At 65.8% G+C, this 14622-nt stretch carries 8 protein-coding genes; 4 read left to right on the top strand and 4 right to left on the bottom strand.

Features of this window, described 5'->3' with window-relative positions; genetic code table 11:
• The first annotated feature begins 225 nt into the window (after nucleotides 1–225).
• Nucleotides 226–3987 carry a bifunctional proline dehydrogenase/L-glutamate gamma-semialdehyde dehydrogenase PutA gene (putA, locus tag HLH25_RS11595; RefSeq protein ID WP_182974217.1) on the top strand — a complete coding sequence of 1254 codons (3762 nt, stop codon included), beginning with the start codon at nucleotides 226–228 and terminating at the stop codon, nucleotides 3985–3987.
• A gap of 55 nt (nucleotides 3988–4042) precedes the next feature.
• On the opposite strand, the gene HLH25_RS11590 is transcribed toward putA, so the two are convergent.
• Nucleotides 4043–6409 (bottom strand): TonB-dependent receptor, encoded by a 2367-nt coding sequence (locus HLH25_RS11590; RefSeq protein WP_246402058.1) that lies wholly within the window; start codon nucleotides 6407–6409, stop codon nucleotides 4043–4045.
• Between the two features lie 213 nt (nucleotides 6410–6622).
• Complete coding sequence (locus HLH25_RS11585) at nucleotides 6623–7570, bottom strand: isocitrate lyase/PEP mutase family protein (RefSeq protein ID WP_114728077.1); 948 nt, start codon at nucleotides 7568–7570, stop codon at nucleotides 6623–6625.
• A 118-nt stretch (nucleotides 7571–7688) separates the two neighbouring features.
• Between HLH25_RS11585 and acnA the strand changes: the two genes are divergently transcribed.
• From acnA to HLH25_RS11570, 3 genes are read left to right on the top strand one after another with little or no spacing between them, the layout of a single operon-like run.
• Nucleotides 7689–10346, top strand: coding sequence for an aconitate hydratase (gene acnA, locus HLH25_RS11580; protein WP_182974216.1), 2658 nt, complete (start codon nucleotides 7689–7691; stop codon nucleotides 10344–10346).
• The gene (locus HLH25_RS11575; protein WP_182974215.1) at nucleotides 10336–11709 is read left to right on the top strand and encodes a dihydroorotase; all 1374 of its coding nucleotides are present in this window, start codon (nucleotides 10336–10338) and stop codon (nucleotides 11707–11709) included. Before acnA ends, HLH25_RS11575 begins: the two co-directional genes overlap by 11 nt.
• Nucleotides 11710–11731: 22 nt before the next feature.
• Entirely contained in the window at nucleotides 11732–12469 is a 738-nt protein-coding gene (locus HLH25_RS11570) for a GntR family transcriptional regulator (protein ID WP_182974214.1), read from the top strand.
• Here HLH25_RS11570 and HLH25_RS11565 read toward each other — a convergent pair.
• Together HLH25_RS11565 and HLH25_RS11560 are read right to left on the bottom strand one after the other, a co-directional pair.
• Nucleotides 12369–13754 (bottom strand): APC family permease, encoded by a 1386-nt coding sequence (locus tag HLH25_RS11565; RefSeq protein WP_182974213.1) that lies wholly within the window; start codon nucleotides 13752–13754, stop codon nucleotides 12369–12371. The two genes, HLH25_RS11570 and HLH25_RS11565, sit on opposite strands and share 101 nt — an antisense overlap.
• Nucleotides 13751–14593: a GntR family transcriptional regulator gene (locus tag HLH25_RS11560; protein WP_182974212.1), complete on the bottom strand. Its 843-nt coding sequence runs from the start codon at nucleotides 14591–14593 to the stop codon at nucleotides 13751–13753. The genes HLH25_RS11565 and HLH25_RS11560 overlap by 4 nt, the downstream gene beginning before the upstream one ends.
• Between the last annotated feature and the right edge of the window lie 29 nt (nucleotides 14594–14622).

Below are 14622 nucleotides of genomic sequence, written 5' to 3'. Positions count from 1 at the left end.
ATACCGTTTCGAATACGTATATATCGGAAAAGTCGATGGCGCCGTGAGCCAGCCGACTGCCTCCAGCCGGCGCATGACACCAGCCAACCATGCCACACGGCGCCGACATGGCCGCTCACCCATACCGCAAACAGATATTTCATATATTGTTTTGCAGATCGTATATTATCTGCTATTTCCTTTATTCATCATCCATCCTGCTTCCACCAAAAACGGCCCGTCATGATGAACGCCAATTCCTCGTCCTCCCTGCCAACCGTTCCGCTTCCGCATTGCTCGGCCACGCTGCATGCGACGCCGGTACCGACGACGGCACTCGCCTTGGCTCTGCCATCCCGCGACGCGGCCCGCACGCGCATCGCGGCCCATCTGCGCCAGCCCGAGACCGAATGCGTCGCCGCCCTGATCGACAGTGCGACCCTGCCGCCCGATCTCGCGGCCCAGACCAGCACCACCGCACGGCGCCTGGCCCGCGCGCTGCGCGACGGCCGCCGCCCTGGCGGGGTCGAGGCACTGGTACAGGAATTCTCGCTGTCCTCGCGAGAAGGCGTGGCCCTGATGTGTCTGGCCGAGGCCCTGCTGCGCATTCCCGACACCGCAACCCGCGACGCACTGATCCGCGACCGCATCGGCACCGGCGACTGGCTGGCGCATGTCGGTCGGGGCCGTTCGCTGTTCGTCAACGCTGCCGCCTGGGGGCTGGTCGTTACCGGCCATCTGGTCACGCCTGAACGCCAGCGGGGCCTGGCAGGGACGCTGACCCGCCTTGTCGCACGCGGCGGCGAACCGCTGATCCGCCGCGCGGTCGATGTCGCGATGCGCATGATGGGCGAGCAGTTCGTCTGCGGCGAAACGATCGAATCCGCCCTGCGCACCAGCCAGCCTCGCCACGATCGCGGTTTCCGCTATTCCTTCGACATGCTGGGCGAAGCCGCATTGACCGAGGCCGATGCCGCCCGCTACTGCCGCGACTACGAAACCGCGATCCACGCCATCGGCCGTGCTGCACAGGCCGAAGGCGGCCGCGACATCTACGACCGCAACGGCCTGTCGATCAAACTCTCGGCCATTCACCCCCGCTATACCCGTTCTCAGCGGGAGCGGGTGATGGCCGAACTGCTTCCGGTACTGGTCCGCCTCGCCCGTCTGGCCCGCAGCTACGATATCGGCCTGAATATCGACGCCGAGGAAAGCGAACGACTGGACCTGTCGCTGGACCTGCTCGAAGGCATGTGCCGTCACCCCGACCTCGCGGGCTGGAACGGCATCGGCTTCGTGGTGCAGGCATACGGCAAGCGCGCGCCATCCGTGCTGGACTGGATCATCACCCTGGCACGCGATACCCGCCGCCGCATCATGGTCCGTCTGGTCAAGGGCGCTTACTGGGACAGCGAAATCAAGAAGGCCCAGCTCGACGGCCAGGCCGACTTCCCCGTCTACACCCGCAAATCCCATACCGACATCAGCTACATCGCCTGCGCGCGCCTCCTGCTGGGCGCGCCCGACGCGATCTTCCCCCAGTTCGCCACCCACAACGCCCGCACGGTCGCCACCATCCACACCCTGGCCGGCCCCGATTTCCAGCACGGAAAATATGAATTCCAGTGCCTGCACGGCATGGGCGAGGGCCTCTACGACCACGTCGTGGGGGCGAAGAATCTCGACCGTCCCTGCCGCATCTACGCCCCGGTCGGCTCGCACGAGACCCTGCTCGCCTATCTGGTCCGCCGCCTGCTGGAAAATGGGGCCAATTCGTCCTTCGTCAACCAGATCGGCGACAGCGCCATCCCGCTGGACGCCCTGATCGCCGACCCGGTGCAGACGGCACGCGACCTGGCCGCGCAGGGCGGCCTGCCGGTGGGCGCTCCTCACCCCGCCATCGCTCGTCCCCCGGCCCTGTTCGGCACCGGCCGCCGCAATTCTGCCGGCCTCGACCTTGCCGATGAACCGTCCCTGATCACCCTGGCCGACGAAATGGCCTCCGCCCCCCAACACTGGAAGGCTGCCCCCCTCCTGGCAGACGACAGCGCTCCCACCACCGCGCCACAACCGGTTCCCAACCCGGCCCGACCGGACGACACCCCCGGCACCGTGCATTTCGCCGACACCGCCCAGGCGACCCACGCCGTCGGGCTGGCTACGGCAGCCATGCCGGACTGGTCCGCCCGCCCACCTGCCACCCGCGCCGCATGCCTGGAGGCAGCCGCGGACCTACTGGAAACCCACCACGCCGAACTGATCGGCCTGATAATACGCGAAGCTGGAAAATCCTATCCCAACGCGGTCGGCGAGATCCGCGAAGCCGTGGACTTTCTGCGCTATTACGCCGCCACCATCCGGCAGGGTTTTGACAACGCCACCCACACGCCCGTCGGCCCGGTCGTCTGCATCAGCCCCTGGAACTTCCCGCTGGCCATCTTCCTCGGCCAGGTCTCGGCCGCGCTGGCGGCCGGCAACGCGGTGCTGGCCAAACCGGCCGAGGAAACCCCGCTGGTCGCCGCCCGCGCCGTCTCCCTGCTGCATCAGGCCGGCATTCCCACCGGTGCGCTGCAACTCCTGCCCGGCGGCGGCGATGTCGGCGCGGCCCTCGTCGCGGACCCACGGATCGCAGCCGTCATGTTCACCGGCTCTACCGAGGTCGCGCGCCTGATCGCCCGCCAACTCGCCGGCCGCACCGGCGCCAACGGCCAGCCGGTCCCCCTGATCGCGGAGACCGGTGGCCAGAACGCGATGATCGTCGATTCCTCGGCCCTGGCCGAACAGGTCGTCACCGACGTCATCGCCTCCGCCTTCGACAGCGCAGGCCAGCGCTGCTCCGCCCTGCGCATCCTGTGCGTGCAGGAGGATTGCGCCGAACCCATGCTGGCGATGCTGCGCGGCGCGATGCAGGAACTGCGCGTGGGCGACCCCGCCCTCCTGGCCACCGATATCGGCCCCGTCATCACCGAGGACGCCCGCGCCGGCATCGCCGCCCATATCGCGCGCATGCGCGCCGCCGGCTGCCGCGTCTGGTCTCCCGCCACGCCGCACACAGTGCCCGGCGGCCATTTCCTGCCGCCCACACTGATCGAGATCGACGACATCGCCACCATCGGCCGCGAAGTCTTCGGCCCCGTCCTGCACGTCCTGCGCTGGCGGCGCGACAATCTCGACCGCCTGATCGACGCGATCAACGCCACCGGCTACGGCCTGACCTTCGGCCTGCACACCCGCATCGCCGAAACCGTGGAACACGTCACCAACCGCATCGCGGCCGGCAATCTCTACGTCAACCGCAACACGATCGGCGCCGTGGTCGGCGTCCAGCCCTTCGGCGGCCGCGGCCTGTCCGGCACCGGCCCCAAAGCAGGCGGCCCACTGATCCTGCGCCGCCTGCTCGCCACCTGCCCCGCCTTCACGCCCCCCGCCCCGGCCGCCGCCGACCGGCAGGACGCCCGCCCCGGCCACCTGCCCCAGGCCGCCCGCGACTGGCAGGCCTTCTCGGCCGGCTCCGGCCACCCGGACGGCATCAACGGCCAGCCTCTGCACGGGCTGCGCGTGCCCATGCCCGGCCCCGTGGGTGAAACCAATCTATGGTCGCTGGAACCGCGCGGCAGCGTATTGTGCCTGACAGGCTCGGAAGCCGCCGCCCGCCGCGCCACCGGCATGGCGCTGGCTACCGGCAACAGCGTGGTGCTGCTGGCAGGCCCCGCCACAGCCTGGACCGCCGACCTGCCCGCCGCCCTGCGCCCGCACATCCGCACGGTGCCAGACATCGCTTCGCTGATCGCACTGGTCGACCCGGCACCGGCCACCATCCTCGCCGAACCCGACGCCCCCGGCCTGTCCGCGGCTCTGCGGGTTCTTGATGACGGCCCGGTGGTGACCTGCCATATCCTCACGCCGCAGGGCCCGCTACCTGAATGGCTGCTGGAAGAACGGCTGATCAGCACCAACACCACCGCCGCAGGCGGCAACGCGTCGCTGATGACGCTGGACGCATCCTGACGACATGAATGCCCGCCCCGGGGTCTCCGGGGCGGGAGTCGCGCCCCGCAGAGTATCAGAACTCCGCGCGCACGGTTCCGAAAAACTGGCGCGGAGCACCAATCAGCATCGACTGGTAATCGCCGCTGATGGGGTTGCCCTGCTCACCCACAGTCGCGATGTAGCTCTTGTTCAACAGGTTGTAGACATTGAACTCCAGCGTGATGTGCTGAAGGATGCCATAGCCGCCGAACCGATAGCGCGCACCGAGATTCATGATAAAATTCGACGGCGCCCAGGCATCGTTCATGTAGCTGAGGTAACGGCGCGACATATAGGTCGCATCCAGATTGGCACTGGCATTGCCGTAGCGATAGACGAGCGACGATTTCCACATGAAGGACGGATAGTTCGGAACCTGCTTGCCCTTGATCCGCTGCAGCCCGTTCGAATCCGTGAAATTATTGTCGAAGGTCGAGCGGTTCCAACTGACGCTGTTATACCACGACAACCCCTGTAGAAACCGATTATTGACGAACGGATGCAGTGTCAGGCTGGCCTCGACACCATCAGTGGTCACACCACCAACATTGTTGAGGGCGCCGACCAGCTGGATGATCGGTCCGGAACTGACAACCTGCTGCCGGTTCTGGAAATTGACGCGATAGCCGGTCAACAATGCCGACAGATACCGGTCGTCATGACGATAGCCGATTTCATAAACATTCGACTCTTCGGGCTTCAGCTTCATCGATTGCTGAAAGACTGCCGGATCGCCGACCGACCAGGCCGATGCCGAAGCCCCCCCGCTCAATCCGAACTGATTGAATGCACGCATGTTGCGCGCAAAATCGAAGAACAGCTCGTCGTTATGGGTAAAGCGCCAGTTCGCGCTCACCTGGGGCAGGAACGGGCTATATGCCGTCTTGGTTCCCGAAGGCAGCGTGTCGTATCCGGTATAGGACGGATCGTTGCCCGTGATCCCGTCATGGGTGGTGACAAGCATCGACTTGAACCCCGCATTCACATGCAGGTTCGACGTGATGTCGTACGTATCCTGGAAATAGGTCTGGAACGTATTGGTGTTGAACACATACCCATAGGCATGGTCAAAGGAATCACGCGGGTTGAGCCATGTGGTCGGGTCGGGCGGCAATCCCTGCCCCAGCAGAGGATCCTGATACAGATGCAGGTCGTTTCTGAACTGATTGTTCTCATACCAGATGCCCGCACTCAGGTGATTATGGGCGATGTGGTATTTCGCCGAGGTCAGAAAACCGACACGCTGCACATCCAGCGAATATCCCTGAAGCTGAAGCGGCGCACCGTTCGGTGATGAACCGTAGGGCGACGTAAACGTACTCAGCCCCGGATCGTAATCGCCATAGACCGAAGCCTGAACGCTCAACCGGCTGGTAATATCCGACCTGAAGGTCAGATAGCCGAAATAATCCTTTCGCATCCCCGATGATTCGTAATAGCTGACATCCTTCGGGTCATTGGTCAGATTTTCGCCATGGGTATATGTCCCCTGCGCCGCGAGATAGGCCGCCTTGTAATTCGGGTAGTAATTATCGACCCGCGTGCCGAGCGTATGGATATAGTTCAGCGACAGGTCCTGATTGTCCACTTCCTGACGATTGGCCCAGTTGAAATAAGCCGTCAGCGAACTGCGCGTCCCGATCGGCTGGACGAGCTTGAAATTGACCTGCTGATATTTGTTCGCCCCGTAGCCTTTCCATTTGTCGATCGTGGAATCGGCGAACGATGCGGAAAATTTGGTACCGGTCGCATTGAGAACACCGCTGTCCACGCGGGCGAAGGTTCGAAAAGCCGAATTGCTGCCGAATGTCTGCTCGACAAGCCCGCCCGCCTTGTCCGATGGATCGAGCGTATGAAAGCTGATCGCAGCCCCCAGCCCGCTGGTCGACGCCACGTCGACCGACCCCGCACCCTGCGAGATCGAAGCGTCATGCAGGTTTTCGGTCAGGACGGCGCGGGTCGAACTCAATCCGTTATAGGTATTATAGCCCTGTTCGCCGAGCGGTATGCCGTCGAGCGTGAAACCCAGTTGGTTTTCACTGAACCCACGGGAATAGATCCTGGCCGACCATTCATAAGCCCCCATCGGATCGGCGGAGGTAAAGACGACCCCCGGCAATTGGCCGAGGATCTTAAGCGGACTGGTGCCCGGCACATAATTCGCGATCATCGTGCGCGTCGCCGCCTGAAGCTGGCGGGTGGAACCACGCCCATTGGCGACGACGTTGAGCGTCTCGGGCACCACCGCAGCCCTTGCGACACGGCCCGCCGGCATCGCGCTGGCCTTCGCAGCAGAAACCACCGACGGACGTGCGGCCTTGTGCGGGAGGGCTGGCTGGGCCGCATGGGGCGCTATCTGCGACTGGGCCTGGGCCTGGGCCTGGGCCTGGGCAGACGCCATCAAGGCGATGCCCGATGCCGAAAGCATGAGAAACCGGGTTAGACGTGAGGCCTGCGAATGCAAAGAGGTCATGGGGCACCAACCTTCAACGGACAACGCTATCTTCTGTATATTGTCATACCTATAATACTTTAGCGCCGGATATCCTTGCGTCAACGCACCAATCCGATTCCGGAATATAAATTTTTGATCCTGGATCGGAAAAAAATGAAATTACGATTCGTTTTCCGCTCCATACCGTTCTTCAAGGGCATCCGTCGTCAGCAGCGAACGTTCCAGCGCCTGCATCGCAGGAAACCCCATCAGCGACCAGATCTCGTCTATCCCGACCAGCAGATCCGGCCGTTCGACCGTCTCGCCCGTTTCGATAGACGCTTTCATGGCGGCAAGCGCCGAGCGCATACCCATGATCGCCGCCGCGGGCAACATGCGCGGCAGGCTGATCCGGCGCACCCCCAGTTCCTTCAGTCGTCGCGGCGAAATCAGCGGCGTCGTGGGCCGCGCACGGATACCGAAACCCATGTTGATCGATACCGGCACCCCGGCCGCCTCGACAATGCGCGCAATCACCTCCTCAGAGCCTACGGCATCGGGAAAGATCATGTCCGCACCAGCCGCGACATAGGCCCGCACCCGCTCAAGCGTGGCTTCCAGCCCTTCGACGGCCAGCGCATCGGTACGGGCGATAACGACGAAATCGTCATCGCGACGAGCCATGCACGCAGCCTCGATCTTCTTGACCATCTCCGCCCGGCCGACCAGCGCCTTGCCCGGCATGTGGCCGCACCGCTTCGGGCTCGCCTGGTCCTCGATATTCATGCCCGCCAGGCCGGCCTCCTCGAACATGCGGGTCGTGTGCCAGACATTCATCGGATTGCCATAGCCATTATCCGCGTCGGCCGTCACGGGAATCGACACGGCACGCGCGATGGTGCGGCATTGCGCGACGTTTTCCGCCAGCCCCATCAGGCCGACGTCCTCGATGCCCAGCACAGCATTCGCGATCGCCGCGCCACTGGTCGCAGCGCAGGAAAACCCCGCCGCCTCAGCCAGCCGCACGCTGTAACCATCATAGACCCCGGGCGCGACAAGGAACGCACCGGACGAGATCAACTCCCGCAGGCGCGCGGCGGCAGAGGGAAGAGCCGTGGAACGGGTCATCGGAGTCCTTCATGTCAAATGTCCGTAGCCGGAATAAGTCAGCACCCCGCCAAACTGTCAACACTTATGCCAAATGAATGACTTGATTCAGGATGATATCTTAAAATAGTGTCGACACATGCAGCGCTCATATTGGACCGACACCCCACCCAGCCAGGTCGACCTGGCGGTCATCACCGCCCGGCTCGGCACGACGCCCGATGCGCTTCCATTCTGTGCCCGCATCCTGCTGGAAAATGTCGCCCGCCAGGCCCTGCGGGTCGAAGGCGACCACCTGTCGGATACGACCCTGGCCGATCTCCAGGCGATCGTCCGCCGCACCCCCGCCGATCGCGGCCGCGGCGTGGCGCTCGCCGTCTCCCGCGTGATCCTTCCCGATTCCAGCGGCGTGCCGGTCCTGCAGAACCTGGCCGGCATGCGCGACATCGCGGCTGCGCGTGGCGGCGACGCACGGGCGGTCTCGCCATGCGTCCCGCTCGATCTCATCGTCGATCATTCCCTACAGGTCGATGTCAGCGGTACACCCGATGCGCTGATCCGTAACCTTGCCCGCGAATACGAGCGCAATACCGAACGCTACGCCTTTCTCAAATGGGCGCAGCAGGCCATGCCGGGGCTGACGCTTCACCCGCCGGGCAGCGGCATCATTCATCAGATCAATCTGGAACGCCTTGCCCGGATCATGGTGGCCTCCCCCACGCCACGCGGCACGATCGTCCATCCGGAGTTCGTCCTGGGCGGCGATTCCCATACCCCGATGGTCAACGCACTGGGTGTACTGGGCTGGGGCGTGGGCGGACTGGATATCGAAGCCGCCCTGCTCGGCCAGCCCTATGTCGTGCCGGTCCCCGAAATCGTGGGCGCGTTGCTCGACGGCATCCCGCCACCCGGCGTGATGACGACCGACCTCGCGTTCCTGGTGACCGAGACGCTGCGCCGCGCCAACGTCACCGGCGCCTTCGTCGAGTTCTTCGGCCCCGCCATACGCCACCTGCGGCTGGAAGAACGCGCCACCCTCGCCAACATGGCACCCGAATACGGCGCAACCTGCGGCTTCTTCGCCGTCGACGAGGAAACCTGCCGCTACATGGCCGCAACACGCGGCGCAGCAACGGATCTGGAAACATGGACCCGGCGCGGCGACCTCTTCCGGCCTCTGGCTCTCCCCCCTCCCGATCCCATCTATGATCGGGTCATCCGGATCGACCTGTCGACACTGGGCCTGTCCGTCGCAGGTCCACGCCGGCCGGAACAGCGCCTGCCCCTCGCAGAGGCCGCACGCTCCTTCCACGCGCTACAGAACGAGGAAGACGGCACCCATCGCCAGGCGGACGGCATCGCCGACGGCGCAGTCGCCATCGCGGCCATCGCCTCCTGCACCAATACCGCCAATCCCTCTGTCATGCTGGCGGCCGGTCTGGTCGCCGCCAAAGCCGTCGCACGCGGCATGCGCGTGCCCCCGTGGGTCAAGACGTCCATGACCCCCGGTTCGCCCTCGGTGAAAACACTGCTGGAACGCACCGGCCTGCTCGCTTCGCTGGAGGCACTGGGCTTCGCGATTGCCGGCTACGGCTGCACCACCTGCGGTGGCAAATCGGGGCCATTGCTGCCAGTGATGGAACAGGCGATCGAACGGCATGGCGTGCGGGCCGTCGCCGTGCTGTCGGGCAACCGGAATTTCGAGGGCCGCATCCACCGCCTGCTGCCGGCAAACTACCTCGCCTCGCCTCCCCTGGTGGTCCTCTTCGCCCTGGCGGGACGCGTGAATCTCGATCTGGAATCGGACCCTGTCGGCCACGATTCCACCGGCGCGCCTGTCCATCTGCGCGACCTCTGGCCCACGTCAGAGGAATTGTCCGCGGCCCTCGGCGACAATGCGGGCCGAGGCGGCCCTGGTGAAGCCCCCGAGGAAAGCCGACGCCTCTGGCGCACCCTCGCGGCACCCGCTGGCGATACCTATCCCTGGCGGCCGGACTCCGCCTATCTCTGCCGCCCCCGCCTCGGCGCCCAGAATGGCGCAGACTGGTCGCTGGACGATATCGACGGCGCAAGGGTGCTGGCGGCATTCGGCGATTCCCTGACAACCGACCACATCTCGCCCAGTGGCGAAATTCCGCCAGACAGTCCGGCCGGACGCTACCTCTCCGGCCTGGGCATCGCACGTCCGGCGTTCAACACCTACGTCGCCCGCCGCGGCAACCCGGAGGTGATGACACGCGCGACCTTCGCCAATATCCGTATCCGCAATGCGCTGGCCGGCGACGGCAGGGGGTGGGAAACACCCGGCCCCGACGGCACCCGCCAGACCATCCATGACGCTGCCATGGCATGGCGCGCCCGCGACGTGCCCCTGATCGTGCTGGGCGGCCATCGTTACGGCACCGGCAGCAGCCGCGACTGGGCGGCCCGCGGCACGGCCATGCTGGGCGTACGAATCGTGATCGCCCGCGATTTCGAGCGGATTCACCGCGCCAACCTGGTCGGGATGGGCGTCCTTCCCCTGCTGTTCGCGGACGGCGAAAGCTGGCCGGAACTCGGGCTGAGCGGCCGCGAGACCTTCTCCTTTCACGGGTTGCGGGCCGGCATCGCCGATGGCGCCCCAATCACCGTCGAAGCCGCGGGAGACACCGGCATCCGCCGTTTCGTCACCCATGCGGCATTGCTGACGAACAGCGAACGCGCCCTCCTGCGGCAGGGCGGCATACACGAGGCCCTGCTGGCGGCGGTTGCCCCGGACCTGCGGCCGCAACACGGAGCAGATGACCATGAAGGCTGACCTCTTGCTCAAGGACGGGCTGATCGTCTGGCCCGACCTCGGAACGGGCCGGGGCTCCGTCGCGGTCCGCGACGGAAAGATCGCCGCCATCCTCGCCCAGGGCGAAGACCTTCCCGCCCACCGGGTGATTCCCTGCCACGGCGCCTGGATCATGCCAGGGCTGATCGACCCGCACACCCATTTCGGCTTTGGAGCAGGCGACGACGATTTCCGCACGGAATCCCGCTCGGCGGCGCTGGGTGGCGTCACGTCCTATCTCAGTTTCCACCGCTCAGCCGACCTCGCGGATTCCACCCCCCGCTGGATCGCTGCCGGCGAACGGCTTTCCTGTCTCGATTTCGGCTGCCATTTCGGCCTGACCAGCCTGCGCCACGTCGCCCAGTTGCCCGAGGTCATGGAGCGTTTCGGCGTCAATTCAGCGAAACTCTACCTGATGTACAAAGGCGCTTCCGGCGCCGCGAAAGGCTTTACCGAAATCGACGACGGACTGCTGTTCGCGGCAATGCGCCAACTGGCATCCCTGTCCGGCTCGGTGCTGGGTGTGCATTGCGAGAATGTCGAGGTCATTCCCGGCCTGCGCACCCCGCTGCGCGAAGCCGGCCGCGACGATCTGGCGGCCTGGGACGAACAGAGCCCCGATTTCCTCGAAGCCGAGAACGTGTTCCGCGTCGGCTATTTCAGCGAAAAGACACGCTGCCGGGTCAACATCGTACACCTGTCGGCCGGCGAGGGGCTCGATATCGTCCAGATGCTGCGCGGTCGCAGCCATCCCGCCCCGATCGAGGTCGAGACCTGCGCCCACTACCTGTCCCTGTCGACCGACAGCGCCGCCGGCCTGCTGGGCAAGGTCAATCCCCCGCTGCGTGGCCGGCGCGATGTCGACGCCTTGTGGAACGGCATTGCAAAAGGACAGATTCTCACCGTCGGTTCCGATCACGTCCCACGCAAGCGCGCGACCAAGGGCCCCGACATATGGCAGGCATCGGCGGGCTTTCCCGGCATCGCGACCCTGCTGCCGGTGCTGATCACCGAAGGATGGCACCGGCGCGGCATTCCGCCCGAACGCCTGGCGGCCGTCACATCGGCAAACGTCGCGGCCCTGTATCGCATCCCCGGCAAAGGCTCCATGCGGGTCGGCGACGACGCCGACCTGGTGGTCGTCGATCCCGATTGCGAAAGGGTGGTGCAGGCAGCGACGCTGGAATCGCATTCCGACTATTCGCCGTACGAGGGGATGACATTGCGTGGCTGGCCGTCCCTGACAGTTGCCGGAGGCCGCGTCATGATGGAAAACGGCACCCTGACGGACGAAGCGGAGACACGTCGCGGCCGCTATCTCCACCGTACGTCCGGCGCGGGGTGACAACAGGATCAAGGAGAATGCCATGGACGGTCAGGAGGAAGACGACAGCGCCCGCTCGCTGGGCGAAGCGCTGTTTCGTGACATCCTGGCCCTGATCCATTCGGGCGGGATCGCCCCCGGCGCCACGCTGGGCGAAGCGACCCTGGCCCGTCAGTTCGGCGTCAGCCGTGGCCCGGTGCGCGAGGCGATACGCCGCCTGCAGGGCATCGGCCTGGTCACCCGCGAGCCTTTCGCCCGCGCACGCGTGGCGTTGCTGGACAGGGCAGCGGTAGACGACCTGTTCGATATGCGCGTCGCACTGGAAGGCCGCGCCTGCGCCCTGGCCGCCACCCGCATGGACGAGTCCGCAATCACCAGCCTGCTGGCCGCGCTCGAACAGGCGCGCCGCCGCGACCTGGGCGATCCCGACATCCCCCCCGACGATTTCGACTTTCACCTCCAGTTGATCGAACATGCGCGCAGCCCGCGCATCTCGGCGGTCCTGGGCGGCGATCTCTATCCGCTGCTCCGGCTCTATCGCCGCTGGTCCGGCGCCCGGCCGGAACGCAAGAGCGTCGCATACCAGGAGCATTGGCAGATCCTGCGCGCCATCCGCTCGCGCGACGCCGACCTGGCCCGCTCGCTGATGGAGCAGCATATCGAAAAGGCGCGCGCCAACCTCATGACCGCGCTGGACGCATCGCCCACCATCCGACCAGCGCCAGCAGCACACTCGCCAGCGGTACCAACCGCTCCGATCCTTCCAGCAGACCAAGCGTAACCCCGATCACCGCCAGGGTCGCGACCGTGCCGATCGCCGCGCAGAAACGCATCTCGCCGCCTCCCCCCGGTCGCCGCCCCATCACGAATCCGCCGATGCAGGTCGCACACCAGGCGATCAGCAGGTTCAGGCTGGCGAATGTGCCGATCCAGATGAACCACCCCATATAGGATTCCTGTCCCGGTACCGGCCCCGTCGCAATGCGGATCACGGCCACCAGCGCCGCCGTTCCACCCAGCAGGGCCAGATTGGGCATCACCGGCACCCCGCGCCCGTTGCTGGTGCGGGCAAAGGCGGCCGGCAGCACCCCGTCGCGCGCCAGGCACAGCAAGCCGCGCGCGATGGCGATGCTGCCGGCTGTAATCATCGCCAGCACGTCGGCAAGGGTCATCGTCATCAGAATGCCCTCGATCGCCGGCCCGCCGTATCGCGGGTCCGCCGCCAGGGCCAGCAGCGGCATCTCCTGTCCGCCCAGGCGCCCCGCGTCGGCACCGAATCCGGCCAGGGCCGCAAAGGCCGTCAGCAGGTAGAAGGCCGCATTGACCCAGATCGTCAGGATCATGGCGCGCGGAATGGCCCGCGTCGGGTTGCGGCATTCCTCGGCCAGACTCGCCGCCCCCTCGAAACCGCCATACATGAAAAAGGCGAAGCTCAGCCCCATCATGACACCGGCCAGCCCGTGCCCCTGCGCCGACGGCAGCAGCCCCGCCTGCGCCACCGCCGGAAGATGCGGCGACTGCACCAGAACCCAGGCGGAGAACAGCCCGACGGCGCCGATCGACACGACGCTGATGGCAAGCTGCAGATGCACCGCCATCGTGATGCCGCGGGAAACCGACAGCGCCACCAGTGCCAGCCCACCCAGCGCCCCCAGCCACCATGGCAGCACATGGCCGGTCAGATGGTCGGCCATCGTGGCCGCCAGCCCCCCGAACGTCAGCGTACCGTTGACGAAGGCCGCAATCGCACAGGCATAGAACAGCAGCCCGAACACGGTGCCCGCCCGACGCCCGAGAGAAAGCTTGAGGTAATCGTACAACGATCCCGGCGTGCGGACCTGCCGCGCGAACCCCGCGAAGACACGGGCAACGGCCATCAGCAGAAACGCGGCGATCAGAATGCACAGCGGCACCGCCCCGCCCGCGCCGAAGCCCGAAGCCCCCACCGTCACCAGCGGCACGAAGACGATCGCCGAATAGATCGGCCCGACGCCCGAGGCAGCCTGGGCCACCACGTCGGCCAGGCCGAGTTCGCCGCGCAGGCGGCCGGAAGGCGCGGCGGTCATTCCGTTCCCGCCGCGGGCGGGGCCAGGTCGCGCACGCTCAGATGCAGGGCATGCTCGCCCTGCCGCAGGCTTTCCGCCGAATAGGAAAGGAAATATTCGTACCGATCCGGGCGGTACACCACCATCAGCCGCTCCACGACACGCCCGGCGGCATCCCGCGCGATTCGCAGCATGGACAGCAGCGGCGTGCCGATATCCACCCCCAGCGCCTCGGCCGCCGTTTCATCGGCCGCGCAGGCGTTGAGGTGCTCGTCGAAATCGTGCAGTTCCACGCCCGCGGCTTCCAGCGCGGCGGAAACCGGCAGCGTCCCCAATTGCCGGCGCGGCAGGAACCGGGCGAACTCCGCGGGCAGCAGACAGACGGAATGCGATATCGCGGAGCGCGTGTCCGAGCGCACGCGCTCGATCCGCAGCAACGGCGCATCGACCGGCACGCCCAGTTGTTCAGCCATGACCGGCGACGCATCGACGGTTTCATAACCGACGATCCGCACCTGGGTCTTGAAGGCCAGCGACACCTGATTGCGCCGTACAGCAGTCGACTGCATGGCCGCCCGGATAGGGGCCGCCAGCGGAAAGGTCCCGCGCCCACGCAGGCGGCGGATCAGCCCCTCGCTTTCCAGCCGCTTCATCGCCGTGCGCAGCGTAATGCGCGACACGCCGAAGACCTCGGACAGTTCCGCCTCCGTCGGCATGGGCTCATCCGGCTGGAAACTGCCCTCCATGAGCTTGCGATACAGCACGACGTAGACACGATGATGCAGGGGAATCAGCGATTGTTGCGACAGGGGCTCGATATCGCGCAGGGCGGTCTGGATGGTCGGTTTCTTGGCAGCCATGAAAATTCTGGGAACTCGCGTCGGTTTGC

The sequence above is a fragment of the Gluconacetobacter dulcium genome, from assembly GCF_014174165.1.
GTDB lineage: Bacteria > Pseudomonadota > Alphaproteobacteria > Acetobacterales > Acetobacteraceae > Gluconacetobacter > Gluconacetobacter dulcium.
Note: the sequence above shows the minus strand (reverse complement) of the source record. Positions and strands in the feature narration are given on the sequence as shown.